This is a genomic window from Vibrio sp. R11-SG3-ISO3-SZ (genome assembly GCF_059834345.1).
On the sequence record NZ_JCBDGX010000029.1, the window covers coordinates 47,704 to 73,447 of the forward strand.

Here is a 25,744-nt window from a genome sequence, read left to right on the forward strand (position 1 = left end):
GCATTACACCCCTAATTTCCAGCCAAGTGTACGCATCACGTCAGCAAAGACGCCCGCGGCAGTCACTTCCGTGCCCGCACCATAGCCACGTAGAACCAAAGGAATGGGCTGATAGTAACGGCTGTAAAACGCCAGCGCATTTTCACCATCTTTGATTTTGAACATAGGGTCGTTCTCATCGACCGCCGCCATGCTAACTCGGCACTCTCCATCTTTGATTTCACCAACGTAGCGCAGTACTTTACCCTCTTGGGCTGCCTGCTTTGACAGCTCTTGAAAGTAAGCGTCCGCTTGAGGAAGACGCGCCATAAACTCGTCTACCGTACCAGAATCATCAAAGCCTGGCGGCAGCGCCTGATCGACCACGACATCTTCAAGCTCAAGATTCATACCCGCTTCACGAGCCAGAATAAGCAGCTTACGTGCGACATCCATACCGGACAGGTCGTCACGTGGGTCAGGCTCGGTAAAGCCGTTCTCTTTAGCGATATTGGTCGCTTGGCTCAACGTCATGCCTTCATCCAATTTACCGAAGATGAAAGAGAGAGAGCCCGACAAAATACCAGTGAAGCGCTCAAGTTCGTCACCCGCTGAAATCAAATTTTGCAGGTTTTCGATGACGGGAAGGCCGGCACCAACGGTTGTTTCGTACATTAGCTTACGACGAGAGCTACGCGCGACATCGCGTAACTGATGATAGTAGGCCATGCTCGCCGTATTGGCTTTCTTGTTCGGAGTAACGACGTGGAAACCCGCCGCCAAAAAGTCCGCGTATTGGTTAGCAATCGCTTCGCTCGAGGTACAATCAACCAAGACTGGGTTGATGATGTGATTACGTTGAACGGTCGAGATCAGGCGCGCTAAGCTGAACTCTTCGCTTGCGCCATTCATACGATCACGCCAGTGATCCAAAGGCAGTCCGTCACTATCAAGTAGCAAACCTTTACTATTGGCAAGGCCGCAGACACGAAGCACGATGCCTTTTTCTGCTAACTTGGCTTGTTGACGCTCGATTTGATCCACCAACTCACCGCCCACACCGCCGACACCGACAATAAAGACATCAAGGAAGTGCTTTGAGTTAAATAGATTTTCATGACACGCTTTGATCGATTCAGAGATCTTATCTTCTGGGATCACCGCCGAGATTGCACGCTCAGAGGAACCTTGTGCAATCGCAACAATATTGACGTTCACTTCCGCAAGCGACGAGAAGAACTGAGAGGCCACACCGCGTGATGTGCGCATGCCATCGCCCACTAGGGTCACAATGGCAACGTTATCGATAAAATCTACCGGCTCGAGCAAGCCATCTTTCAGCTCCAACTCAAACGCATCAGCGAGCGCTTTTTGCGCCAGCGCTTTATCTTGCGCTTCGATACAGAAGCTGATGCTGTACTCTGACGATGACTGAGTGATCAAGACGATAGAGACGCCCGCCGATGACATCGCACCAAACACACGACTCGCCATGCCCACCATACCTTTCATACCAGGACCGGAGACGTTAACCATAGTCAAATCGTTGAGTGTCGTGATGCCTTTGATCGCCAGCTTGTCTTCGCCCGTATCTTGGCCAATCAAGGTACCTGCACCTTGAGGGTTAAAACTGTTTTTGATGAGGCAAGGGATATGGAATTGCGCAATCGGTGCAATCGTTTTGGGATGCAGTACAGACGCGCCAAAGTACGACAACTCCATCGCTTCTTGGTAACTCAGTGACTTAAGCAGACGCGCGTCATCAACTAAACGCGGATCGCAGTTGTAGACACCGTCAACATCTGTCCAAATCTCGCAGCAATCGGCACGCAAACATGCCGCTAACACTGCGGCAGAGTAGTCCGAGCCATTGCGGCCCAACGTGACTAACTCACCTTTGTCATTGCCCGCGGTAAAGCCCGGCATAATATTGACATGGCCTTGTGGAAGCGGCTTCTGACGAAAGTTCTGAGTGGAAATCTCCACATCTACCATAGCTTCAAGTGGCTCACCTTTTGCAAAAAGGTACTCAACCGGATCGATCAAGCTTGCCGCTTGACCTTTCGCTTCCAAGACTGCTTTCATCAATTGAATCGAGACGCGCTCACCTTTGCTGATGATGCGAGCATTCACGTTATCAGGACACATACCCAGTAGGTTGATGCCGTGAACAAATTGACGCAGTTGAGAGAGGGAGGTTTTCACTTGATGGTTGTAGGCACTGCCATCGATCGAAGGCAGCACTTGTTTGATGTCTTGGAACAGGTCGCGGAACGAATCTTCAAGCTCGGCGATTTGCAGTTCAGACTCTCCGTTTTTCAACGCTGATTCAATCACAGCCACGAGCTTGTTGGTTGTTTTACCCGGTGCGGAGAGCACCACGGCCACTTCTTCTTGTTGGGCATTATTGGCAATGATATCCGCCGCTCTTAAGAAGCGGTCGGCGTCCGCCAAAGACGAACCGCCAAACTTTAATACACGCATCCCTTCCTCCAAATGATAATAAATGGGTATAAAAAAAGGCCTGTATCTTGTTGGATACAGGCCTTTTTTTGAATTTCCTTCGCTTAGCAGCCTGCCCCAACATAAATAGTGTCGGTAATAATAATGGTTGTGGTCATTACTGAGCTGTTAAACATATTTGATTCTACTTGATGTGTTTGCTTCACATAGGTTTAACCTATTTGTGAATAGTGAGTCAACGAAAACTTGCTATTTTTTCATTTGCTTATTCTTGCACCAGGTTCACATCTACCGACCATAGCAACCAGGCTCATAACAAATCATCCACAGATGCTCTGCCTAATAACCAAATGCTATATAATTTCTGCTCAATACGGTGCACTTTTGTGCTTTAATGATAATTACCCTTCCGTTATGACTTGAAGGACAATACACCTCAAGCGTAATGTGGGCAGTGGAGAAAACAGCACGAATCAATCGAGCGACAACGAAATAGCCATGAGCTAAAACCACATAACCATAAGCTAAGGAGTGGCGTATGAAAACGACAATCGGCCTCTTGCTGCTGCTTACTACTTTTTCGTCTGTTGCCGCCACCTTGCCCCCCTTGCCTACCTCGCAACACACGTCACCGCACAAGCTCTTCCTTTCGAGTGAAAATGACAGCTTAGATTTTGACTCTTGGAAAATTGATGGCGGGTACTCTTATTCTCTGTTCGACAACATCGATCTCTATGTCGGTGCGCGTCTCAATCAAAGTGATACAAGCAGTGAATCAGGATTTCTTAGTGGGGTGAGTTACCAGCTTACGCCGCGTCTCTCAGTGAAAAGTACCTTGCACTCTTACAGCATAGAGAGTGTGGATGAAGGGAAACGTCAGCCAGCGCTCTCAGCCGAAGTATCTAGCCGAATGAAGCTGACTGAAAACCTCGATATTCATGCCACTCTCGATTATCAAGAGTGGCAACAAGGCGTTGAGGTCGGGTTAGGCTTTCGCTTCTAACTCCACTCTAACGCCTCAGAAGACATCAAGACGCCATTCCAATCCGCATAGATATAGTCGCCCGGTTGAATCATCTGGTTTTGTACGGTGAGGGTCACGTTAACTTCACCCGCACCGCGCTTCTCAGTCTTGAAAGGACAGGTACCTAGCGCTTTTATGCCTAGCTCCATTTCAGCCATTGTCGCGACATCACGTACCGCACCATTAACAATGACCCCTTCCCAATTGTTTTCGATCGCCATGATCGCCAATTGATCGCCGAGTAGCGCTTTTTGACACGAACCATGTCCATCGACTACCAGCACCTTTCCGCTGCCATCTTGACTCAGCATGTCTCGCACTTTGGAATTGTCGTGATAACAACGAATAGTGACGATCTCTCCCCAAAAAGCCAACTTACGGCCAAAGCTTTGAAGCGGTAACTCAAGCAGTGTCACTTTGTCTTCGTGCTGATCACAAATATCAGGCGTAATATCCATTGTATATCCTCCATGAAACATTCAATTGTTAAAACTGATTCTCTGACGTTCGCTTCGTAACCCCAGAGGGTAAATCGACCTTTATAGGCATCGAGTGCGCCACTGCCCTAGCGATTCTTGTCGACCATCAGGCAAACAAGATACCAAGATCAACGTCTCTCCTTGGACGTAGTAAATGGCATTTTGCCCAAAACGGTTGGCCAATGAAAGCGCGGTTTGCATCGGCATCGTCACCGCCAGGCTCTCTTCGCTCCATTCAAAACGGCTATCCCCTACCAAGACTTCACTCCATGCTGCGCCGCCTAGACTTGTGATCATCGCCTGCTGCCGAAGGCGATTTTGCTCTAAGGTAAGGCGTTGGCTGGCGGGGTTCCACGCCGTCACGATGGCGAACGCATCAACAGGTGGCGTACTGATAAATCGGAAAAATGGCTCGCGATAGGCTTGCCACAGCTGAGCATTGATTGTCATATCGTCAACAGTTTTACATTTACTCGAGACTATTAATATTTGTTACATTAGAACTCTTGATATAAATCAACAAAGTGATTGGAATTAACATTTCTGCATTGTTAGCATGCTGTTAACATTATAGAATCCGCTTCAACGACTAATGGGATACAGAGGACTAAGGGACCTCGCTGCAAGTCTGTTAGACACCAAGGATGGCGGGCAACTAAAGGCAGTGTAATTTTAAAGTCTTTGGTTTATTATCAACAAGACATTACCTGTATGTTATGTTTTTGCCTAGAATTTATTCTATTAGCACAGTTTTTTCACAAGTTTAGGTACCGCCAATGCAAACCCCGCACATTCTTATTGTTGAAGATGAGCAAGTAACTCGTAACACTCTAAAGAGTATTTTTGAAGCAGAGGGATACGCTGTTTTTGAGGCCAGTGACGGTGAAGAGATGCACCAGGTTCTGTCTGAGAGCCATGTAAATCTGGTGATCATGGATATTAACCTGCCTGGTAAAAACGGCCTGCTACTGGCTCGTGAGCTGCGCGAACAAGCCAATGTGGCACTGATGTTCCTAACAGGTCGTGACAATGAAGTGGATAAAATTCTAGGCCTAGAAATCGGTGCGGATGATTACATCACCAAACCATTTAACCCACGTGAATTGACCATTCGCGCGCGCAACCTGCTTAATCGTTCGATGAACGCCAGTGCCGTGCAAGAAGAAAAACGTAGCGTTGAGAGGTACCAGTTCAATGGTTGGGTACTGGACATCAACAGCCGCTCACTGGTGAGCCCAAGTGGCGATGGCTACAAGCTGCCTCGTTCAGAATTCCGTGCCCTACTGCACTTCTGTGAGAACCCAGGTAAGATCCAAACTCGCGCTGATCTTCTGAAGAAAATGACCGGCCGTGAGCTTAAGCCTCATGACCGTACTGTTGATGTTACGATTCGTCGTATTCGTAAGCACTTTGAATCGGTATCAGGCACGCCTGAAATCATCGCGACTATTCACGGTGAAGGTTACCGTTTCTGCGGTGATTTAGAAGAGTAATCGACATCTCGCAGTCAACATAAAAAATGGAGCCTAAGGGCTCCATTTTTGTTGGGTATTTTTGTTATGTATCGCTCGGTTGGATCAGCCTTTTCCACCACGGATGGCTTGAATGATTTCTGTGGTCGAGCAACCGTCTTCAAAATTGAGCACTTTGACTTCACCGCCGTTAGCAATCACCTCAACTCCACCAGCAATCTCTTCAGGCTTGTAATCACCGCCTTTGACAAGCAGATCCGGCAATACCGTGGCAATCAGGCGTTGTGGGGTATCTTCACTAAACGGTACTACCCAGTCGACGGCACCAAGTCCTGCCAGTACAGCCATGCGGCGATCAGTTGGGTTGACAGGTCGACCTGGACCTTTAAGGCGTTTTACCGACTCATCAGTATTGACGGCTACGATCAAACGATCGCCGAGCTCCGCTGCGTGATTGAGGTAAGAGACATGGCCGGCGTGCAAAATATCGAAACAGCCATTGGTCATGACCACTTTCTCGCCTTTCTGTTGCGCCTGCTTAACGGCAGTAATTAACGCTTTCTCGCTGATCACACCGTAATCGGTATCTTGGCTGCCATGTACAGCTTCGGCAAGCTCGATGGTTGATACCGTAGAAGTACCCAGCTTACCCACCACAACGCCTGCGGCGGCATTGGCCAACGCACACGCTTCATCCAACGCTTTCCCTGACGCAACGGAGGCAGCCAACACGGAAATCACCGTATCGCCGGCACCCGTCACATCAAACACTTCTTTCGCTTGAGTGGGAAGATGGAATGGCGCTTGACCGCGACGTAGCAAGGTCATACCGTGCTCACTGCGCGTCACCAAGAGTGCGTCCAAGTCAAACTGCTCGATAAGGGCTAAGCCCTTTTCCACCAAGTCGTCATCGGACTTCACTTTACCTACCACATGCTCAAACTCTGCCATGTTAGGTGTCAACAAAGTTGCGCCGCGGTAGCGTTCAAAATCTGCGCCTTTCGGGTCGATAAAGACAGGCACGTTCGCCGCTCGCGCTTTTTGAATGTACTGCTGGACGTGCTCGAGCGCGCCTTTGGCGTAATCCGATAACACCACCGCTTTGACGTTGGGCAGTGCATTCTCCATACGAGCAAGCACTAATGACGGGTCAACACCTTCAAACTTGTCTTCAAAATCGAGACGAATCAGTTGTTGCCCTCGGCTCATCACGCGCAGTTTTGTGATGGTTGGATACTCGGCCAAACCAACAAAATCGCAGGTCACGTTCAGCGCCGTCAGCGTCTCACTCAACACCTGAGCTGGCTCATCAATACCCGTTAGACCGACGATGTGCGCATGTCCGCCGAGTGACGCAATGTTCATAGCGACGTTGGCGGCCCCACCTGGACGCTCTTCGTTATTTTCTACTTTAACCACAGGCACCGGTGCTTCTGGTGAAATACGGCCAGTCGGTCCGTACCAGTAGCGATCCAGCATCACATCACCAATGATTAAGACACCAGAATCCTTGTAGTTCGGCAGGATAGGTTTCATCAACGATCTCCAAAATTAAATTCTCGCGAGAGTTTAGCACAGCGTTATACCACCCTAAACCCTTGCCTTAATGCCAAATTGTCGGAATTAGGCGATTTTTCTGCCAGCCACCGCGTATCGGCTTTGTCACTTTAGTAAACCTTAGGAGGCCGACTCCAAACTTAACCACTGCGCCCATATTCTCTGCACCAGCGCACGCTCATCGGTAAATTTATCTTGCGTGACATCGGCGTCAAGGTTGAGCAGATTGCGGTGATGAATTTGGTCGCGCATGGTGGTGTAGGCGTGAGTCAGCGCCTGCGCCGCCGAATCCTCAAGCACACCTTGCGCCATCATGGATTCGAAAATACGGACGTTATCACTCCAACGCGTGAGTTTTGGCTTCTCATGGCTATAGCGAAGCACCAAATATTGCGCCAAAAACTCCACATCCGTGATACCGCCTGGGTCTTGTTTGAGCATAAAGCGGCCAGGCTTTTTCCCACCCAGATGATCGCGCATTTTTTCTCGCATCTCGGCGACGTCTTTGCGCAAACTGGCTTCATCGCGCGGCGTCGCCAAGACCTCATGGCGCGTTTTAGCAAATGCAGCCTGTAGCGGCTCATCACCGTAAATCATGCGGGCGCGCACTAGAGCTTGATGCTCCCATGTCCACGCCTCTTGATGCTGATATTCATCAAAGGCGTCGGCAGGGCTAACCAGTAAACCAGAGATGCCGGATGGCCTTAAGCGGGTATCCACTTCATACAAAATCCCCGAGGCTGTGCGGGTTGAGAAAATATGGATAATGCGCTGGGCAAGGCGCAGATAAAACTGGCGCCCATCAATCTCTTTTGCGCCATCGGTGTAGACGTTCACTGGGCAATCGTGCATGAACACGATATCCAGATCCGAGTTGTAGCCCAGCTCCCAGCCTCCCACTTTGCCATAGCCAATGACCGCAAAGCCTTTGCCCTCTCTCTCTTTGAGATGCGTCGGCTCACCGTACTTCTCAGCCATTTGTAGCCAAGCTTGATGGACGACCGACTCAACAATAGCTTCGGCTAGGTAGGTTAAGTGGTCACTCACTTTCATGACAGGCAAGACACCGGCAATATCGGCGGCGGCAATACGCAAGATGCAAATCTGTTTAAATTGACGCAGCGCCTCCATCTGCTGCTCCATATCATCCTCTGGAATACGGGCAAGAAAGTCGCGCAATTCGGTGCGATAACTATCAAGTGGGACGGGGTTATACAGCTGCTGAGGGTCAATCAGTTCGTCAAGCAAGATCGGATAGCGACCCAACTGCTCCGATATCATGGGACTGGCGGTACACAAACGCACCAGTTGCGTCAACGCGGCAGGATGTTCATCCAACAGCTCAAGATAGGTGGTGCGTGTGACAATTTTATGCAATAGATGCAGCACTCTAGGTAAACCGAACTCTGCATCCTGATGTGAATAGATCGCAGCAAAGATCTTGGGCATCAAACGGTTGAGTACCTCACGCCCACGTGGGCCCAAGGTTTTTTTCGCCAAATCATGCTTAAATTGAATGATGGTCATCGCCATCGCACTGGCTTCTTCTCGCCCGATGTCATGAGATAAAATATGCTCCATCACATCCGGTTTTTCTGCCATATCCCACAGCTCATGAAAATGCTTGGCGACATCGCTCTGCTCATGCTCTTCTTCATCGTCACCAATTAATGCCTGAAACACATGGTGAACCCGCTGCATGTGCGCTTCTACCTCGCGCGTTAGTGCAGGCCAGTCAGCAAAGCCCATCGCCGTTGCTAACTGACACTGCTCAAGGTCAGACTCTGGCAAGGTTTGCGTCTGTTTGTCGGCCATCGCTTGGAGCAGGTTCTCCAAACGACGCAGAAAATGATACGCCTGAGTGAGATGAGTCACTTCATCCCTTGAGAGCAACGCCAGTGCTTCAATCCCCTCTAAGGTGACTAACAATCCACGCTGCCTTAAGCTCGGCTCTCGGCCCCCACGGATCAACTGGAACACTTGGGCGATAAATTCGATTTCGCGGATACCACCAGCCCCTAGCTTGATATTGTTACTCAGCCCACGGCGGCGTACTTCACTGCTGATCATGGATTTCATTCGGCGCAGCGATTGAATGGCACTAAAATCGATATAACGACGGAAAACAAAGGGTCGCAACATCTCTCGCAGCGCTTGATATTCGGGATACATCTCCCGCCCCATCACTCGCGCTTTGATCATCGCGTAGCGCTCCCAATCACGCCCCTGCTCTTGGTAGTAATCTTCCAACGCGGCAAAGCTCATCACCAAAGGACCACTTTCGCCGAAAGGGCGCAAGCGCATGTCAACGCGGTAACAAAAACCGTCAAAGGTGTGTTGATCGAGCGCTTTGATAATTCGCTGGCCCAAACGGGTAAAAAACTGAGCGTTAGCAATCGAACGACGGGCGCCTTGGGTTTCCCCGTTTTCTGGATAGGTAAAAATCAGATCGATATCGGATGAGAAGTTGAGCTCACCACCGCCAAGCTTACCCATACCAATGATCAACATCGGCTGTGGCTTCCCCGTCTCATCACAAGGCGTCCCCCACAATTCGCAGCACGCTTTGTATTGCCATTGATAGGTTTCAACAATCATCGCCTCAGCCAGTTCCGAAAGATGACTCAGGCTCTCTTGCAGTGTCCAACTCTGACAAAAGTCTCGCCAAGCGATGTAGGTCATTTCACGACGACGAAACTGTCTTAAGACTCGCTGTCCTTGCATCTCATCGGAACAGGTTTCAAGTTGCGCGCAAAGATCTGTGCGATAGTGCTGCTTGCGATCCTGCTCGGCAAGCATCTCTGGCAGCTGACGCAGCAGTGACTCATCTTTGGTCAGATTGTCTGCGACGAACTGACTTAACCCTAGGACGTACTTGAGCGACTCGAGCAACGCGGCTGGCCATTGCGCCAATGCCTCACTGGGCAGCGCCGCGAACGCTTTATCACTAAGAGGAGACAACGAGGAAGGCAAATGCATGAGGAGTCCTTACAATCGAATGCATAAAAAACCGAAGACGTTAGTTATACCAGACTTGCGTCAATAAAAAACGCCCATGCGTAGGCGATGGGCGTTGGTTCAATCAATTTTATTGGTCGTTGCGCGATTTATTCGTCAGACACGGAAAGAGGTAATTTTTTCATCCAACTCTTCAGCGTTGCGCTGCATCATTTCTGACGTCTCAAGCAGTTCCGTTACCACCACCACAGAGGCTTCCACCAGCTCACGAACATTGGTCAGGTTCTGGTTCATCTCTTCCGCCACGCTGCTTTGTTGGCCCGCTGCCGTCGCAATTTGGAAGTTCATATCATTGATTTGGTTAACTTGCGATACGATACCATCCAGCTCACCGCCAGCATTGGTGACCAATTCCACCCCTTCTGCCGCTTCAACAACACTCTTTTCCATCAACTCAACCGCCGAGGATGCGCTGCTTTGCAACTGAGAAATCATATCTTGGATCTCGACCGTCGCTTGCTGTGTGCGCTGCGCCAGATTACGGACTTCATCCGCAACCACAGCAAAACCGCGCCCGGCTTCGCCGGCACGCGCCGCTTCAATCGCCGCGTTCAATGCCAAAAGGTTGGTTTGCTCTGAAATTCCTTGAATGGTGCCGACAACACTGCCGATGGCTTCAACGCTCTCTTCGACCTCGTTAACGGCCTGCGCTGAGGCAGCGATGTCTTTCGACAACGCACTGATTTTATCGACCGTACCTTTCACAAAGTGTTGACCGCTTTGCGCTTGCCCTGTCGCACTTTCCGTCAGTGCAGAAGCATTCTGTGCATGATCAGCTACGGTTTGCACCGTTGAGGTCATTTCACTCATCGCCGTGGCTAATTGGTCAATTTCATTAAACTCTTCTTGCGCCGACTCTTTCGTCTCAGACATGCTAAGAGTCATCACTTCAGTCATCGTTGAGAGCTCTTGCGAGGCCTCTACTTGCAGTTTGATCACCTCTTGCAACTGACGGCGTGTTTTTTCTAGCTCACGCGCCACATCGCCATATTCATCTTTGCAGTCCATTTCAATCGGATTGGAGAGATCGCGATTCGCCATTTGTTTGATTGAATCATTCAAATACTGAGTTTGGCGCAGCATAATACGAGCAGCAAAGAGCAAAATAACGACAAAGACGCCAATCAAAATTACAGTTTGCCAAGCCACTTGTACTAAGTAGGCTTGATAATGCGCTTGCGCCACTTGGGCATTTTGAGTGGCGGCGAGCAAGGAGTCGTGGAAAGTACTGGCATCCCACAACTGTTTAGCCACGATAAGGACGGTACTGAATACCATCAGTAGCACCATTTTGGGGATCAAACGGACGTTCGTTATCGCTCGCTCCCATGGCTTAAATGCCATTTTGGTCATTGTTCGTTCTCCGCTAAGTCAACTATGATACGGTGTGATTGAGTACTTATCAGACACTTAATGCTTATCGCTGCCTACCGCGAGGGAACGGTCGCACTCATATTATTTATTTCGAGCCTCGTATGAAAAGAGATGATACCAAAGACGATACGAAACCAATGAGCTTACTGTCACTAATTTTGTCTTTCGTCGCACTATTTGTGATTTCAGGCTTATTGTTCTTTCCAGTCAGTCAAGAAACTCGACAAGTCCTTATCGGCTTGGACTTCGCAATCTGTAGCATATTTATCCTGCAGTTGAGCATAGATTTGATCCGTGCAACAGATCGCGTGAAATACATGAAACGCCATTGGATCGATTTTGTCGCCAGCATCCCGATGATTGAACCCCTGCGCTACGCACGTCTGTTTCACATCATGCGCGTGATCTTGGTGATCCGCGCCAGTAAGCACATCTTGCGTCAGATCTTAAGTAATCGTCATGAAATGACCTTAGCGTCGATCTTATTGCTGTTGATCGTTTTACTTACGGTTGGTTCAAGTATGATGCTGTTGATTGAAGGGGGATCAGATCACGCCAATATTCAATCCGGTGGGGATGCCCTGTGGTGGGCATTGGTCACCATCTCTACCGTTGGCTATGGCGATCACTTTCCCGTCACCCATGGCGGTAAGATCTTAGCGTCGGCCCTGATCATCTGTGGAGTAGGCTTGTTCGGTATGATCTCAGGGCTTATCACTTCGTTGATCACCTCGCCGTCCAAGTTGCAAGCCAAACGATCTGAGCACAAAGAACAACTACTCAAAGAGATTCTCGCCAATCAACGAGCCATCATTAAACGGCTCGATACATTGGAGAATAAAACGCAAAAAGCTACTCCCCAGACAACAAAAAGGGAGCCTTAAGCTCCCCTGTGATGGTGATGATGCGAGACTAGTGGCGCCAATAAGGCTGGGCCTCTAAGCAGATGATTCGCGTCTGCTCCATCGCATGCAAAATGGAGTTTTCTTGGCGAGTTAGCCAACGCAACAGTTGCTCGCGCTGCTCACCCTCTAATTTGTTGCTAAGTTGATCCAGCGTTTCAAGGGTCAGCAAATCATCGATGCCATGCAGCAAGTCACTCCAAGGCAAGCGGAAGCTGTTGCGCTCATCGACATTGAACAAGCTAGCAAAACTCACCCCTGTGTATAGATTGCGCATCAGATGGTACTGCTGCTCCACATACGCCGGCGCGTTGAGATCTTGCTCAGGCGAGAACACCTCAAGCAACTGTGACCAGGTTTTATCGAGCTGGGCGACAGCAAAGCGCTCTACACCCTCAGCCATCTCTTCACGGGCTTTCTCATCTAAAAACGGCTGCCAGCCGCGAGTCAAAATCCAACGGCTTAAATCCAGCAGCAAACCGGCGTAGCGGGCGGAATGAATCAGAGCCAACATCTCTTCTCTGTCAGGCAACTGCTGCTGAATCTCTTTCAGCTCTGCGACAAGGAACTTACGTGCCTCTAGTTTACGTAACGCGTGCCCTTTATCTTCCAGCAGCTCTTCAAGGTAATCGTACTGCTTAAGCCACTCTAAGCTTTGTTCAAGCCATTTGAGCTCTTGTCGAACCAGGGCGCTGGCACGACGTGGCACCACATCGCGATAGACGGTCAATACTTGGCGAATAAAACTGATGGCGTTTTTGATTTCATGCAGCGCATCAATCGACTCGCGCTCAGAGTAAATCTGCTCATGGTAGTGCCAGTGCGACAACGCATGCTCAAGCGACTGGACAAAACAGGTCTCTACGCTGTCTTTTTGCTGTGTCTCAACCAAACTTAGCGGTTTCACTTCGTCACCTTGGTAGCCAGATGCTAAGCGATAACCTTTGGCCGCTTTGCTTAAGTTGCCTAAGCGCATCCCTCCTTGCTCTGACAAGCTGCGCGCTAAGGTAAAGAGGGCATCGGTCTGGCCTGATTTCAGCTCCAGTTCCACTTCGCAAATCGGCGCGGTTAAATCCCCTGATTCGACACACCCTAGATCAAACGCCACTTCAATTTGGCTGCCATCTGGCATGCCAACCAGCCATTGCTCACGGGTAAAGTTGGTCGAGAAGAGAGGAGCGATTTGAGATTGCAGTTCCTCAATCGCGCGGCCATCGGGCCAGATGTCTTGCGGATGTAAGGTAAGGACGGGATCGTTGCTATTATGTTCTGCATTGTATTCCGGTCTTTGATGAAGCCCGGCGACCACACGTCCTGCGGTTTTGACCGTTTGCACGAACACATCATCATAACGACGAATTCTTAATCCAATATCATGTTGACGTAGCCAGTTGTCCGGGGTGTCAAAGTAAGTATTCCCTAACTCACGACAACTGTGCTGAAGTACTTTTGTTAACGCTATTTTTTCTCTTAACGTCTCTGAAAATTCAGGTGAAACAAAAAACTTCAGTTCTATCTCGGTTTCCATAGTGTTACCTTTTAACGCAGATAGCCAAAGGATATTGCCTATTTTCTTACTCGGCAAGAGAGAAATATCGCCCCATTGATGATCTAAAACAGTTTAAATGCACACTTTAATGGGTTAACATGCGCGCCTTTATAGCCATCGCTCAACATTTCACCATTCTTATTGGTGTCTGTTTTTTCTAGGTTATATTAATTGGGTTGAATGACCATGCCAGTAAATACAATTATGGGGTTATTTGCAAAGTCCCCTATCAAACCTTTGCAGCGCCACGTTGTGTGTGTGAACGAATGTTGCTCGCACCTAGTGAACTTCTTTGAAGTCAGTTCAAAGGGTGACTGGGAGAAAGCCGCAGAAATCCGTGCACAAATTTCTCACCTAGAGAAAGAAGCCGACGTACTAAAGCGCGAGATCCGTCTCAAACTTCCTCGTGGTTTGTTTTTGCCAGTCGACCGCAGCGACATGCTAGAGCTGCTGACTCAACAAGACAAACTGGCCAACCTAGCCAAAGATATTGCTGGTCGTGTCTACGGCCGACAACTGACTATTCCTGAGCCTCTTCAAGAAAACTTCATTGCTTACGTGAAGCGTTGTCTCGACGCCGCAAACCAAGCGCAAGAAGTCATCAATGAGCTCGATGAGTTATTGGAAACTGGATTTAAAGGTCGCGAAGTGACTCTCGTGGCTGAAATGATCCATCAACTGGATGTGATTGAGGACGACACAGACGCGATGCAAATCCAACTTCGCCAACAACTGATGGCGATCGAAAGCGATTTGAATCCGATTGATGTGATGTTCCTTTACAAGATTCTTGAATGGGTCGGTGGTATTGCAGATCAAGCTCAGCGTGTTGGTGCGCGTCTTGAACTCATGCTGTCTCGCTCATAAACATAAGTTAACCAAATAACGAAGAGCATTTTATAAGCACACCCCAGTAAGCGAGCTACACTGAATTCGCTGTGGGGTTTTGTCGTGTCCAATTTGCTCCGCTTGTTATCAACAACTAGGTATTACGATGGATATCCTTGCGAATTACGGCACTGTCCTGATTATTATTGCAGCAGCCTTCGGCTTTTTAATGGCGATTGGTATCGGCGCGAATGACGTCGCGAACGCCATGGGTACCTCGGTAGGTTCAAAAGCACTCACCGTAAAACAAGCGATCATTATCGCGATGATCTTTGAATTTGCCGGTGCCTATTTAGCCGGCGGTGAAGTGACAGATACGATCCGCAAAGGCGTAATCGAAACTTCTCTGTTTGCCAATCAACCTGACGTTCTTGTCTACGGCATGATGTCTGCGTTATTAGCAGCGGGTACATGGTTGCTGCTCGCCTCTTATATGGGTTGGCCAGTATCGACAACTCACTCTATTATCGGCGCCATCATCGGTTTTGCTTGTGTCTCTGTTGGCACAGAAGCAGTGGACTGGGGCAGTGTGAAAGGCATTGTCGGCAGTTGGATCGTTACCCCTGTCATCTCTGGTTTCTTTGCTTACGTTATTTTCGTCAGTGCTCAGCGCCTGATTTTCGATACTGAAAAACCGCTGATCAACGCCAAACGTTTTGTGCCTGTCTACATGTTCATCACCACCATGGTGATTGCGCTTGTGACCATTAAGAAAGGCCTAAAGCACGTCGGTCTTCACCTATCGAACAGCGAAGCGTGGATGTGGTCAGCTGGCTTCTCAGGGCTGGTCATGATTGGTGGTTACCTCTATATCCAGAAGAAATTTGCGAGCCGCGAAGATGACCACGGATTTGCCGGCGTTGAAGGCATCTTCAGTGTCCTGATGGTCATTACTGCGTGTGCGATGGCGTTTGCACACGGTTCGAACGACGTCGCCAACGCGATTGGTCCACTGTCTGCGGTCGTCTCTACGGTCGAGCACATGGGTGAAATCACTGGCAAGAGCACCATTGCTTGGTGGATTCTTCCGCTAGGTGGCTTTGGTATTGTGGTTGGTCTTGCGACATTGGGTCACAAAGTGATGGCAACGGTCGGTACCGGCATTACCGAACTGACGCCAAGCCGCGGCTTCGCTGCGCAGCTCGCTACGGCATGTACTGTGGTATTGGCATCGGGTACTGGTCTGCCTATCTCGACCACTCAAACACTGGTCGGCGCGGTACTGGGTGTCGGCTTTGCTCGCGGCATCGCAGCATTGAACCTAGGCGTGGTACGTAACATCGTTGCGTCTTGGATTGTGACACTCCCAGCCGGTGCACTACTGGCCGTGGTGTTCTACTACGCGATTCAAGCAATGTTTGTCTAAGTCATCTGTCAGCTAAGTCATCTGTCAGTACTGTGTTAGTGGATTCTTACTTCTGTTAATACACTGTCATTATTGACTCAATACCGCAGAAAGGGAGGCTCAGCCTCCCTTCTTTGTTGCGAAGCCCCTAGAAAATTCTTACTATTTGCCCTAGTAAAAATTAGACACAAAAAACTGTTAAAGGATTTACCGTGAAAAAATGGGTTTACCTGCTTTTGGCATCGATTGTGGCGGCCCCTGCCGCGTTTGCTCAAGACCGCTACATCTCTGATCAATTGTTTACTTACATGCACTCAGGACCAAGTAATCAATTTCGTATTATTGGCAGTGTCGATGCGGGCGAAAAAGTGACCTTTATCGAGTCCAATAAAGATTCCGGTTACAGTCACATCCAAGACTCGAAAGGACGCCGAGGATGGGTCGAAAGCCGTTTCGTGACCTCACAAGAGAGCGTGACACTGCGCTTACCTCGCGTAGAAAAAGAGCTGGCAGAAGTGAAAGAGAAGCTTGCCAACGCGCGCGCAAACTCTGATCAAGAAAAAGCGGGCTTGGTCGATTCTCTTGAAACACGCAACCGCCAAATCGCCGACCTAGAAAGCGGATACAGTGAGATGAGTCAGCAACTGACGGCTTCTCAAGAAGAGGTACGCAAGCTAAGAGCACAGCTTGACACCCAAAAAGACGACTTGCTGCTCAAGTACTTTATGTACGGCGGTGGCGTGGCTGGCATTGGCTTGCTGTTGGGTTTGATTCTGCCGCACATTATCCCGCGCAGAAAGCGTTCACCATCGGGCTGGGCGTAATCCCCTACCCCCCTAACCAAGATAACGAAAAGGTCGCCAATGCGACCTTTTCTTTTCCCTCTGTTTTTTACACTAGCCCTAGGGCTACCCTTGCCAATCATACAAGGCTGGGATTTCAATCCTCTCACCCGAGAAACTCACCATACAGTGCTGCGGTTCAATTGACACCAGTTGAACCCCGGTTGCGATCCAGTCTCCCTCTTGATACTCGATACCATTGACCTTAACCCAGCGTTTATCTTGCTTGCTTGAATAGACATGAGTTTGGAAATTGAGCGCGGGTAACTGCCCCGTCCACTTGAGACCTTGCTGCGCGAGTTGACTGACATTCGACGTCGGAGTGGGTGTTGACGACGGTTTGAGGGCACTTTGCACGCGAAGGGCTAACTCGGGCGATAGCTGAGAGAGATCTAAGTCATCAATGAAAGGTTGAGGCGAAGCCTGTACTTTAGATTGGCGATATACCAGCTGTGTATCCATTGGTTGACGACCCTCGGCCTCATGGCTACGAGAGTAGCTCGGCACTGCTTGTACATCATAAAGGGTGAGTTCGTACGTCATGGCCAACGCCTGCTCGTCTTGCCAAGGGGTAACACTGAACTCGACAGGGCGCTCAATGACACTAGGCGACGCCGTTTGCTTGAGGAGCCAGTCGGCTTCCACTTGACGGTAGTGACGCTCAACACCCAACCCTACTCCTAGCGAGGCAGGCAGCAATATCAGCAAGCTCATGACCATCATACTTGGGCGCGTTGCAACGCTGTCTATCGGCGAGTTGTTGACATCGCCAGGTGCAGATGCCGCTTGATAGCGATGCTGGGACGCCTTCAAAGCTTTCATCATTTGTGACATCAGCGGTTCTCCTGCGCATCCACGCTGTGATTAGCCATGACCATCCGGGTATCCAACCGCGGAGCCTCATGTAGACTCATCTGCTCAATTTTACGCAGCGTTTTCGAGCCAGCAATCCCATCAACCGTGAGCCCCTGCCAACGTTGGAACAATCTCACTTTTTGCTCTAGCGCCTCATCAAAGCGTGCACTTTGTGTTGAAGGCTGAGCAAGGATTGAGGAGAGATGAGCGTCGAGCGCGGCAATGGCCTTCCCTTCCATGCCAGGCTTGAGCGTGCCTCCCCAATAGCGCCGCCAAATATGTCGATACTCGCCATTCCAACGCCTCTCAAGTTCGGCGCTGGGCAAGGTGTACAACTGCCCGTCAAGCAACAGCGTTGCGTGATCTGAATCGAGTTGATACAACACCACATAACGTGGGGAGTCTGCCTCCCCCAACGTGAGCAGCACTGGGCGATTGGCTTGCACCAAAGTGGCTAAATCCCCTTGAGTCAGTTGGCATTGAAACACGCTTTGCTCATTCTCCAAACAGAGCTTATCCAACACGGATGCCTGATAGCCCCAGACGCGATACAAGTTCGCTAAACCTTGCTCAAGATTGATAGCGGAGTCGAGTGCCGTTTTCAGCGTATCTGGCAGCACATGGTTGATCATCGGTTCACGGTGCTGGATAGGGTGACTGCGGGCGACTTGCTGCGTAATCAGATCATCAGCCCAAAGCGGCGCACTTTGATAACCCACAACACTTAACGCGATACCTATTGCAGCCGCAAACCAATAGGGTGCACCTGAGGCTCTTACCGAATGGCGAGGGCGAGTGACTTGAAACGAAGGCTGGAAGCTCATCACCTCATCACAGGCACGCTGCACACTGTCATGGCTAGGCTTTAGCTCACCGCTCGAGTAGGCATGACGCAGCGCCGCGTCACACACCAAGTTGATCAACCTTGGGATCCCTTGCGTTTGGGTGGCGATCCACTTGAGCGAGCGCGAAGAGAAAAGATCAGGATCGCCGCCGGCGAGTGTCAGCCGATGACGAACATAGTTCGCGGTTTCGGCACCGTCTAGAGGGAGCAAATGGTAGCGGCCCGTGATCCTTTGCGCCAACTGACGCAAGATCGGCATTTGCAATTTTTGCTGTAACTCAGGCTGACCAATTAATAACACTTTCAATAGCTTGTGCTGCTCGGTTTCAAGGTTGGTCAATAGGCGCAGCTGCTCAAGCACTTGCGAACTGAGGTGCTGAGCTTCATCAATCACCAACAAGGTTTGTCGACCTTGCGCGTAACTCTCAATTAAAAACTGGTGGATGGCCTGACTCAATTGCTTCAGTGAGGCGTCATGAGAATAGGCAATGGAGAACTCATCACAGATGGCTTCTAGCAACTCTGATTCGGAAAAGGTTGGGTTGAGTATAAAACCAGCTTGCAGGCGTCCTTGATCGACGATCACATCCAAGTCATTCAACATCGCCTTGGCCACTGTGGTTTTGCCCGTCCCCACTTCTCCGGTTAACATGGCAAAACCGCCCCCTTCCCCTAAACCAGAGGTGAGGCGAAAGATCGCTTCTTTGTGACGCTGGCTGAGATAGAGAAAACGAGAGCTAGGCACAATCGAGAAAGGGAACTCATGAAAAGCAAAGTGGTGTTTGTACATGCATCTCGTCTCTGAGTGGGTGGCGACTATTTGTTGCTGGGCATTTGTTGATAAGAAAAGTACCATTGCACACCCAATTAGCCAACGGCTATGTTTTAAAATGAGAAGGAGTGGCCATGAAACGATACCTTGTCGGTGGCGCGGTACGCGATCACCTGCTCAATATTGACGTTTACGATCAGGATTGGGTGATCGTTGGGGCCACACCCGATGATCTTATCGCGCAAGGCTACACCCCCGTAGGTAAAGAGTTCCCTGTCTTTCTTCACCCTAAGACGAAGCAAGAGTACGCGCTTGCACGCACAGAGCGGAAAACCGGTGCGGGCTACACTGGCTTTGATTGCTACTTCGCACCGGATGTGACGCTCGAAGAGGATTTACGCCGCCGCGATTTGACCATTAACGCCATCGCGCAAGACAGTGAGGGACAGCTGATTGATCCCTACGGTGGCCTAAACGACATCGAGCTGCGCCAACTTCGTCATGTCTCAGAGGCGTTTGTGGAAGACCCGCTGCGCGTGTTAAGAGTCGCTCGATTCGCAGCAAAACTCCATCATTTAGGCTTTGAGGTCGCTCAAGAAACGCTGGGCTTGATGCGCTCCATTGCCGAGTCGGGAGAACTGTCTCAACTTACCCCTGAGCGAATCTGGCTGGAGTGGCAAAAGTCGCTCACCACAGAGAACCCGCACATTTTTCTTTCCGTACTGCGCGAATGCGGCGCGCTCGCAGTCGTTCTGCCCGAACTTGACGCCCTATTTGGCGTACCGCAACCAGAGCAATGGCACCCAGAAATCGATACTGGTATCCACACGCTAATGGTCGCTGAACGTGCGGCGCGCTTGTCGCCTTCTGCAAGCGTGCGTTTTGCCGCTCAAGTACACGATCTCGGCAAAGGTGTCACGCCGAAAAACGAGTGGCCAAGTCACAAACTGCACTGTCATACCGGGCTCAAATTGATTAGAGGCCTATGTGAACGAGTTAAGATCCCTAATGAATACCGCGATTTGGCGTTGCTCGTCTGCCAATACCACTCCAATATTCATCGCGCCGCTGAGCTCAAGCCGGCAACGCTACTCAAAGTGCTCGATACCTTTGACGTCTGGCGAAAGCCTGAACGATTAGACGATATCCTGCTCTGCTGCATGGCAGATAGCCAGGGAAGAAAAGGCTTTGAGACCGCACCCTATCCACAAAAACTATGGTTCGAACAAGCCTACCAAGCGGCGCTGAGCGTTGAAGTCAAAGACATCATTGCCGCTGGTTATCAAGGTGCAGAGATTCGCCAAGCGCTCAATCAACGCCGCGTCGAAGCGATTGCCCAAAGCAAAGCGAAGCGTCTCTCTAGTGACCAAAACGAAGAGTAGATGCTTAAAAGAAAAATCGTCACCGAAACGAAAAAAGCCTAAGCAACAAGGCTTAGGCTTTCCACTCTACACAGAGTAACGGTTATGCGCTTTGCTCATTGAGTTCCCGCTCATCCGCTTTCTGTTTTAACAAGCGACTGGTAATCGTACCGGCTGTCATCGCGCCTGAGACATTGAGCGCTGTACGTGCCATATCAATCAACGGCTCAATCGAGATCAATAGTGCAGCAATTGTTACCGGCAGCCCCATCGCAGGCAACACAATCAGTGCAGCAAAGGTCGCGCCGCCACCTACACCAGCAATACCGAATGAGCTAATAGTAATGATCGCCACCAACGACAGGATAAAGTTGATGTCCATTGGGTTGATACCAACCGTCGGCGCGACCATCACAGCCAACATCGCCGGATAGATACCCGCACAACCATTTTGACCAATAGTGGCACCAAATGAGGCGGATAAGTTGGCAATCGCAGGCGGCACTTTTAATTTGCTGATTTGCGCTTCAACGTTCAATGGAATGGTCGCTGCCGAGCTGCGTGACGTGAAAGCAAAGGTCAATACTGGCCAGATCTTAGTGAAGTACTCTTTCGGGCTCACGCCAACAAAAGAGACCAACACACCATGCACAAGGAACATCAACGCAATCGCAAAGTAAGAGGCGATGATAAAGCCCAGCAGATTAAGAATATCACTCGCACTTGAGGTCGCGACCACTTTGGCCATCAAAGCGGCAATACCGTAAGGCGTCAGAGCCATGATCATTTTCACTAGGCGCATGACAATGGATTGCACAGCTTCAACAAAGGTACGAATCGGCGCCGCCAGTTCGGTTTTTTCCAACATCACCTTACGCGCGGCAACGCCAGAAAGGATACCGAAGATCACCACGGCGATAATCGAGGTCGAACGCGCACCCGTCAGATCAGCAAAGGGGTTGGTTGGAATAAAGCTGACTAGCATCTGGGGAATCGTCAGGTCACTGACACGATCCATTCGACCTTCTAAGGCAGACAGACGCGCCGCTTCACGCGAACCTTCTGTTAAGCCTTCCGCAGAAAGACCAAAGCCTTGCGTCACTGCAATACCAATCAAAGCAGAAATCGCGGTGGTAAACAGCAGCACGCCAATGGTTAAGCCACTAATTTTGCCAAGGGAGGCCGAGTTCTCAAGCTTCACTACCGCCGCAAACATTGAGACCAGTACCAAAGGCATGATGACCATTTGCAGCAAACCAACATAACCGCGGCCAACCACATTGATCCAGTCTAGGCTCGCACCAATCGCTAGGCTACCTTCACCGTAAATCAGCTGTAACGCTAAACCAAATCCACTACCTAGCACCAATCCAATCAGCACTTGTCTTGATAGTGTTGCGCCTTTTCTTTGCTGAAGATTCAAGAAGAAAAGAAGCGCTGCAAATACCACTAAATTTGCAATCACTGCGACACTCATGATGTTTCCTTTTAACCAACGTTGTTATTTGAATAATGTAAGACAAATACGGTAACGGTTTGTTGGCAAAATAGAAAATACTCAATTTCCATTATCTAGACACTTTAGTTATAGAACTGAGTGCATAATGAACAGCAATGTAAATAAGTCGTAAACATCATTGATAATGTGGATAGAAAAACAAAAACGCCCCACCGAAGTGGAGCGTTTCCAAAAAGCGTTAAAGCTAAGCCTTATTCAATAAAGAATTAAGCTTGACCTTTTACTTCTTTAAGACCGCTTCCTTGAAATATGGAGGTGCACGCTCACCGAGCGTTTCCAAAAAAAAACGCTCCACCGAAGTGGAGCGTTTCTAAAAAGCGTTAAAGCTACACCTTATTCAATAAAGAATTAAGCTTGGCCTTTTACTTCTTTAAGACCGTTGAAAGGTGCACGCTCACCTAGCGCTTCCTCGATACGGATTAGCTGGTTGTACTTAGCAACACGGTCAGAACGGCTCATAGAACCTGTCTTGATTTGGCCTGCAGCAGTACCTACCGCTAGGTCAGCGATAGTTGCATCTTCAGTTTCGCCGCTGCGGTGAGAAATTACAGCTGTGTAACCTGCGTCTTTAGCCATCTTGATTGCAGCTAGAGTCTCAGTTAGAGAACCGATTTGGTTGAACTTGATAAGGATAGAGTTAGCTACGCCTTTCTCGATACCTTCAGCAAGGATCTTAGTGTTAGTAACGAATAGATCGTCACCTACTAGTTGAAGCTTGTCACCTAGTAGTTCAGTTTGGTGCTTGAAGCCAGTCCAGTCAGACTCGTCTAGACCATCTTCGATAGAAACGATTGGGAACTTGCTTGCTAGCTCAGCTAGGTAGTGGTTGAACTCTTCAGAAGAGAAAGTCTTACCTTCGCCTTTCATGTTGTAGATGCCAGCTTCTTTGTCGAAGAACTCAGATGCAGCACAGTCCATAGCTAGAGTCACGTCTTTACCTAGTTCGTAACCTGCCGCTGCAACCGCTTCTGCGATAACTTCTAGAGCTTCAGCGTTAGACTTAAGGTTTGGAGCGAAACCACCTTCGTCACCCACTGCAGTGCTGTAGCCTTTAGACTTAAGAACTTTAGCTAGGTTGTGGAATACTTCAGCACCGATACGTAGACCTTCTTTAAGAGTCTTAGCGCCAACTGGTTGGATCATGAACTCTTGAATGTCAACGTTGTTGTCTGCGTGCTCACCACCGTTGATGATGTTCATCATTGGTAGAGGCATAGAGAACTGACCAGCCGTACCGTTTAGCTCAGCGATGTGCTCGTATAGAGGCATGCCTTTCGCTGCTGCAGCAGCTTTAGCGTTCGCTAGAGAAACTGCTAGGATTGCGTTTGCACCGAACTTAGATTTGTTCTCAGTGCCGTCTAGCTCGATCATGATTGCGTCGATAGCCGCTTGGTCTTTCGCGTCTTTACCTGTTAGAGCAGTTGCGATTTCGCCGTTTACTGCTTCAACAGCTTTGAGAACACCTTTACCTAGGAAACGTGCTTTGTCACCGTCACGTAGCTCAAGAGCTTCGCGAGAACCAGTAGATGCGCCAGATGGAGCAGCAGCCATACCTACGAAACCGCCTTCTAGGTGTACTTCAGCTTCTACAGTTGGGTTACCACGTGAGTCGATGATTTCACGACCTAGAACTTTAACGATCTTAGACATTAATGTTTCCTCTCGTTCAAATATAAATGTCAAATTTAAAAGGCAGCAGCACAACCTTCGCCGCCGCCCGTATCCTTTTTACTTACTTCTCAAACTCGCCGCGTGAGTGCTGACCAGCGGCTTTCACGAAACCTGCGAATAATGGGTGACCATCACGAGGCGTCGATGTGAATTCTGGGTGGAACTGAGCCGCAACGAACCATGGGTGCGCAGGGTTTTCAATCATTTCCACCAGCTTCTTGTCTGCAGAAAGACCAGAGACCTTCAAGCCCGCTTTTTCAATTTGTGGTCGAAGGACGTTGTTCACTTCGTAACGGTGACGGTGACGTTCATGAATCGTCGCGCTACCATAAAGCTCGCGAGCCTTAGTTCCTTTCTCTAAGTGACATAGCTGAGAGCCAAGACGCATAGTACCACCAAGATCCGACGTTTCGGTACGTTCTTCAACTTTACCTTCACCGTCGACCCACTCAGTGATCAAGCCTACCACAGGGTATTTCGTCTCTTTATTAAATTCTGTTGAATGCGCGCCTTCCATACCCGCAACGTTACGAGCGTATTCAATCAGCGCGACTTGCATACCAAGACAGATACCAAGGTAAGGGACATTGTTTTCACGCGCGTATTGCGCTGCGCGAATCTTACCTTCGATACCACGGTCACCAAAACCGCCCGGTACTAGAATAGCGTCAAGACCGGCAAGCACTTCAACGCCTTTAGTCTCAACATCTTGTGAATCTACGTATTTAATGGTGACGTTCAAGCGGTTTTTCAAGCCAGCATGCTTAAGCGCTTCGTTGACTGATTTGTACGCGTCCGGCAGTTCGATGTATTTACCGATCATACCGATGGTCACTTCGCCCGTTGGGTTCGCTTCTTCATAGATAACCTGCTCCCATTCAGACAGGTCTGCTTCTGGAGCGTCGATACCAAAACGTGCACACACAAGATCATCAAGACCTTGCGATTTGATCAGTTGAGGGATCTTGTAGATCGAATCCACATCCTTCATCGAAATCACCGCTTTCTCAGGAACGTTACAGAAAAGGGCAATTTTCTTACGCTCGTTCGCTGGGATCATGCGATCGCTACGACAAACCAGAATATCAGGTTGGATACCGATAGAGAGCAGCTCTTTCACTGAGTGCTGAGTCGGCTTGGTTTTCACTTCACCCGCCGCAGCAAGGTAAGGGACTAGCGTCAAGTGCATGAACATCGCACGTTCACGGCCGAGTTCAACAGCAAGCTGACGAATCGCTTCCATAAACGGCAATGACTCGATGTCACCGACCGTACCACCAACTTCAACGATAGCCACATCGTGCCCTTCAGAACCGGCAATAACACGGTCTTTGATGGCGTTAGTGATGTGAGGGATAACTTGAATGGTGGCACCTAGGTAGTCACCACGACGCTCTTTGCGAAGCACGTCTGCGTAAACACGACCGGCAGTAAAGTTATTGCGCTTAGTCATCTTGGTGCGAATGAAACGCTCATAGTGACCAAGGTCTAGGTCGGTCTCTGCGCCATCTTCCGTGACGAACACTTCACCGTGCTGAGTTGGGCTCATGGTGCCCGGGTCAACGTTGATGTAAGGGTCAAGCTTCATCATGGTCACTTTAAGACCACGAGCTTCTAGAATAGCGGCTAGAGATGCAGCTGCAATACCTTTACCTAGAGAGGATACAACCCCGCCAGTAACAAAAATGTAATTTGTCGTCATGTTTAACCTGAAATTGGTTGAATGAGGGAAATGGAATTCTTCTGGACGGGACGAAAATATACCAGAAGACCCTAACCGCCACAACGTGAAATCTATCACACTGTGATTTTTTCTTTTTTGCTTCAAAT

General features: G+C 49.5%; 19 protein-coding genes and 1 other annotated feature. Of the genes, 7 read left to right on the forward strand and 12 right to left on the reverse strand.

Annotated features, from left to right (window positions below; translation table 11 throughout):
- Positions 1-3: 3 nt before the first annotated feature.
- A complete protein-coding gene (gene thrA / locus AC6R1O_RS03820) occupies positions 4-2,463 on the reverse strand; it encodes a bifunctional aspartate kinase/homoserine dehydrogenase I (RefSeq protein WP_487901359.1) in 2,460 nt (819 codons plus the stop codon).
- Between the two features lie 29 nt (positions 2,464-2,492).
- Positions 2,493-2,614: a sequence feature (Thr leader region), on the reverse strand.
- Between the two features lie 366 nt (positions 2,615-2,980).
- On the opposite strand from thrA, the gene AC6R1O_RS03825 reads away from it, so the two are divergent.
- A complete protein-coding gene (locus tag AC6R1O_RS03825) occupies positions 2,981-3,445 on the forward strand; it encodes a hypothetical protein (protein WP_500633452.1) in 465 nt (154 codons plus the stop codon).
- Here the strand turns inward: AC6R1O_RS03825 and AC6R1O_RS03830 are convergent.
- A complete protein-coding gene (locus AC6R1O_RS03830) occupies positions 3,442-3,924 on the reverse strand; it encodes a putative 4-hydroxy-4-methyl-2-oxoglutarate aldolase (protein WP_500633451.1) in 483 nt (160 codons plus the stop codon). The two genes, AC6R1O_RS03825 and AC6R1O_RS03830, sit on opposite strands and share 4 nt — an antisense overlap.
- A gap of 81 nt (positions 3,925-4,005) precedes the next feature.
- A complete protein-coding gene (locus tag AC6R1O_RS03835) occupies positions 4,006-4,395 on the reverse strand; it encodes a DUF3293 domain-containing protein (protein WP_500631800.1) in 390 nt (129 codons plus the stop codon).
- A gap of 326 nt (positions 4,396-4,721) precedes the next feature.
- Between AC6R1O_RS03835 and arcA the strand changes: the two genes are divergently transcribed.
- Positions 4,722-5,438 carry a two-component system response regulator ArcA gene (arcA, locus tag AC6R1O_RS03840; protein ID WP_500656507.1) on the forward strand — a complete coding sequence of 239 codons (717 nt, stop codon included), beginning with the start codon at positions 4,722-4,724 and terminating at the stop codon, positions 5,436-5,438.
- 84 nt (positions 5,439-5,522) lie between these two features.
- Here the strand turns inward: arcA and hldE are convergent, their stop codons facing one another.
- The 3 genes from hldE to AC6R1O_RS03855 all read right to left on the reverse strand — a co-directional run bounded on the left by hldE (position 5,523) and on the right by AC6R1O_RS03855 (position 11,345).
- On the reverse strand, positions 5,523-6,953 hold the full coding sequence (hldE, locus tag AC6R1O_RS03845; RefSeq protein WP_500631801.1) for a bifunctional D-glycero-beta-D-manno-heptose-7-phosphate kinase/D-glycero-beta-D-manno-heptose 1-phosphate adenylyltransferase HldE: 1,431 nt from the start codon (positions 6,951-6,953) through the stop codon (positions 5,523-5,525).
- 141 nt (positions 6,954-7,094) lie between these two features.
- Positions 7,095-9,953, reverse strand: coding sequence for a bifunctional [glutamate--ammonia ligase]-adenylyl-L-tyrosine phosphorylase/[glutamate--ammonia-ligase] adenylyltransferase (gene glnE, locus AC6R1O_RS03850; RefSeq protein ID WP_500633450.1), 2,859 nt, complete (start codon positions 9,951-9,953; stop codon positions 7,095-7,097).
- A gap of 135 nt (positions 9,954-10,088) precedes the next feature.
- A complete protein-coding gene (locus AC6R1O_RS03855) occupies positions 10,089-11,345 on the reverse strand; it encodes a methyl-accepting chemotaxis protein (RefSeq protein WP_487901363.1) in 1,257 nt (418 codons plus the stop codon).
- 122 nt (positions 11,346-11,467) lie between these two features.
- Here AC6R1O_RS03855 and AC6R1O_RS03860 point away from each other — a divergent pair, with 122 nt between their 5' ends.
- Positions 11,468-12,250 carry a potassium channel family protein gene (locus AC6R1O_RS03860; RefSeq protein ID WP_500631803.1) on the forward strand — a complete coding sequence of 261 codons (783 nt, stop codon included), beginning with the start codon at positions 11,468-11,470 and terminating at the stop codon, positions 12,248-12,250.
- Between the two features lie 28 nt (positions 12,251-12,278).
- Here AC6R1O_RS03860 and AC6R1O_RS03865 read toward each other — a convergent pair whose 3' ends face one another.
- Positions 12,279-13,796 carry a CYTH and CHAD domain-containing protein gene (locus AC6R1O_RS03865; protein WP_500631804.1) on the reverse strand — a complete coding sequence of 506 codons (1,518 nt, stop codon included), beginning with the start codon at positions 13,794-13,796 and terminating at the stop codon, positions 12,279-12,281.
- Positions 13,797-14,003: 207 nt separating this feature from the next.
- On the opposite strand from AC6R1O_RS03865, the gene AC6R1O_RS03870 reads away from it, so the two are divergent.
- The 3 genes from AC6R1O_RS03870 to AC6R1O_RS03880 all read left to right on the forward strand — a co-directional run bounded on the left by AC6R1O_RS03870 (position 14,004) and on the right by AC6R1O_RS03880 (position 16,874).
- The gene (locus AC6R1O_RS03870; RefSeq protein WP_334554222.1) at positions 14,004-14,684 is read left to right on the forward strand and encodes a TIGR00153 family protein; all 681 of its coding nucleotides are present in this window, start codon (positions 14,004-14,006) and stop codon (positions 14,682-14,684) included.
- Positions 14,685-14,811: 127 nt separating this feature from the next.
- Complete coding sequence (locus AC6R1O_RS03875) at positions 14,812-16,071, forward strand: inorganic phosphate transporter (RefSeq protein WP_500626469.1); 1,260 nt, start codon at positions 14,812-14,814, stop codon at positions 16,069-16,071.
- 191 nt (positions 16,072-16,262) lie between these two features.
- Complete coding sequence (locus AC6R1O_RS03880) at positions 16,263-16,874, forward strand: TIGR04211 family SH3 domain-containing protein (protein ID WP_334554218.1); 612 nt, start codon at positions 16,263-16,265, stop codon at positions 16,872-16,874.
- Positions 16,875-16,958: 84 nt separating this feature from the next.
- Here AC6R1O_RS03880 and AC6R1O_RS03885 read toward each other — a convergent pair whose 3' ends face one another.
- Both AC6R1O_RS03885 and AC6R1O_RS03890 read right to left on the reverse strand, forming a co-directional pair.
- Positions 16,959-17,726, reverse strand: coding sequence for a general secretion pathway protein GspB (locus AC6R1O_RS03885; protein WP_500633449.1), 768 nt, complete (start codon positions 17,724-17,726; stop codon positions 16,959-16,961).
- Positions 17,726-19,381 carry an ExeA family protein gene (locus tag AC6R1O_RS03890; RefSeq protein WP_500633448.1) on the reverse strand — a complete coding sequence of 552 codons (1,656 nt, stop codon included), beginning with the start codon at positions 19,379-19,381 and terminating at the stop codon, positions 17,726-17,728. The genes AC6R1O_RS03885 and AC6R1O_RS03890 overlap by 1 nt, the downstream gene beginning before the upstream one ends.
- 116 nt (positions 19,382-19,497) lie before the next feature.
- Between AC6R1O_RS03890 and AC6R1O_RS03895 the strand changes: the two genes are divergently transcribed.
- On the forward strand, positions 19,498-20,745 hold the full coding sequence (locus AC6R1O_RS03895; RefSeq protein ID WP_500633447.1) for a multifunctional CCA addition/repair protein: 1,248 nt from the start codon (positions 19,498-19,500) through the stop codon (positions 20,743-20,745).
- An 82-nt stretch (positions 20,746-20,827) separates the two neighbouring features.
- Here the strand turns inward: AC6R1O_RS03895 and AC6R1O_RS03900 are convergent, their stop codons facing one another.
- The 3 genes from AC6R1O_RS03900 to pyrG form a co-directional block, all read right to left on the reverse strand.
- On the reverse strand, positions 20,828-22,201 hold the full coding sequence (locus AC6R1O_RS03900) for an L-cystine transporter (protein WP_500631808.1): 1,374 nt from the start codon (positions 22,199-22,201) through the stop codon (positions 20,828-20,830).
- Between the two features lie 390 nt (positions 22,202-22,591).
- The gene (gene eno / locus AC6R1O_RS03905) at positions 22,592-23,893 is read right to left on the reverse strand and encodes a phosphopyruvate hydratase (RefSeq protein ID WP_500633446.1); all 1,302 of its coding nucleotides are present in this window, start codon (positions 23,891-23,893) and stop codon (positions 22,592-22,594) included.
- Positions 23,894-23,975: 82 nt separating this feature from the next.
- Positions 23,976-25,616: a CTP synthase gene (pyrG, locus tag AC6R1O_RS03910; protein WP_334554207.1), complete on the reverse strand. Its 1,641-nt coding sequence runs from the start codon at positions 25,614-25,616 to the stop codon at positions 23,976-23,978.
- Positions 25,617-25,744: the final 128 nt, after the last annotated feature.

Coding starts and splice junctions, on each gene's coding strand:
- pyrG (WP_334554207.1), bottom strand. CDS start 25,616: ATGACGACAAATTACATTTTTGTTACTGGCGGGGTTGTATCCTCTCTA.
- AC6R1O_RS03885 (WP_500633449.1), bottom strand. CDS start 17,726: ATGTCACAAATGATGAAAGCTTTGAAGGCGTCCCAGCATCGCTATCAA.
- AC6R1O_RS03855 (WP_487901363.1), bottom strand. CDS start 11,345: ATGACCAAAATGGCATTTAAGCCATGGGAGCGAGCGATAACGAACGTC.
- AC6R1O_RS03860 (WP_500631803.1), top strand. CDS start 11,468: ATGAAAAGAGATGATACCAAAGACGATACGAAACCAATGAGCTTACTG.
- AC6R1O_RS03890 (WP_500633448.1), bottom strand. CDS start 19,381: ATGTACAAACACCACTTTGCTTTTCATGAGTTCCCTTTCTCGATTGTG.
- hldE (WP_500631801.1), bottom strand. CDS start 6,953: ATGAAACCTATCCTGCCGAACTACAAGGATTCTGGTGTCTTAATCATT.
- AC6R1O_RS03835 (WP_500631800.1), bottom strand. CDS start 4,395: ATGACAATCAATGCTCAGCTGTGGCAAGCCTATCGCGAGCCATTTTTC.
- AC6R1O_RS03865 (WP_500631804.1), bottom strand. CDS start 13,796: ATGGAAACCGAGATAGAACTGAAGTTTTTTGTTTCACCTGAATTTTCA.
- AC6R1O_RS03825 (WP_500633452.1), top strand. CDS start 2,981: ATGAAAACGACAATCGGCCTCTTGCTGCTGCTTACTACTTTTTCGTCT.
- AC6R1O_RS03870 (WP_334554222.1), top strand. CDS start 14,004: ATGCCAGTAAATACAATTATGGGGTTATTTGCAAAGTCCCCTATCAAA.
- eno (WP_500633446.1), bottom strand. CDS start 23,893: ATGTCTAAGATCGTTAAAGTTCTAGGTCGTGAAATCATCGACTCACGT.
- thrA (WP_487901359.1), bottom strand. CDS start 2,463: ATGCGTGTATTAAAGTTTGGCGGTTCGTCTTTGGCGGACGCCGACCGC.
- glnE (WP_500633450.1), bottom strand. CDS start 9,953: ATGCATTTGCCTTCCTCGTTGTCTCCTCTTAGTGATAAAGCGTTCGCG.
- AC6R1O_RS03895 (WP_500633447.1), top strand. CDS start 19,498: ATGAAACGATACCTTGTCGGTGGCGCGGTACGCGATCACCTGCTCAAT.
- AC6R1O_RS03875 (WP_500626469.1), top strand. CDS start 14,812: ATGGATATCCTTGCGAATTACGGCACTGTCCTGATTATTATTGCAGCA.
- AC6R1O_RS03830 (WP_500633451.1), bottom strand. CDS start 3,924: ATGGATATTACGCCTGATATTTGTGATCAGCACGAAGACAAAGTGACA.
- AC6R1O_RS03900 (WP_500631808.1), bottom strand. CDS start 22,201: ATGAGTGTCGCAGTGATTGCAAATTTAGTGGTATTTGCAGCGCTTCTT.
- arcA (WP_500656507.1), top strand. CDS start 4,722: ATGCAAACCCCGCACATTCTTATTGTTGAAGATGAGCAAGTAACTCGT.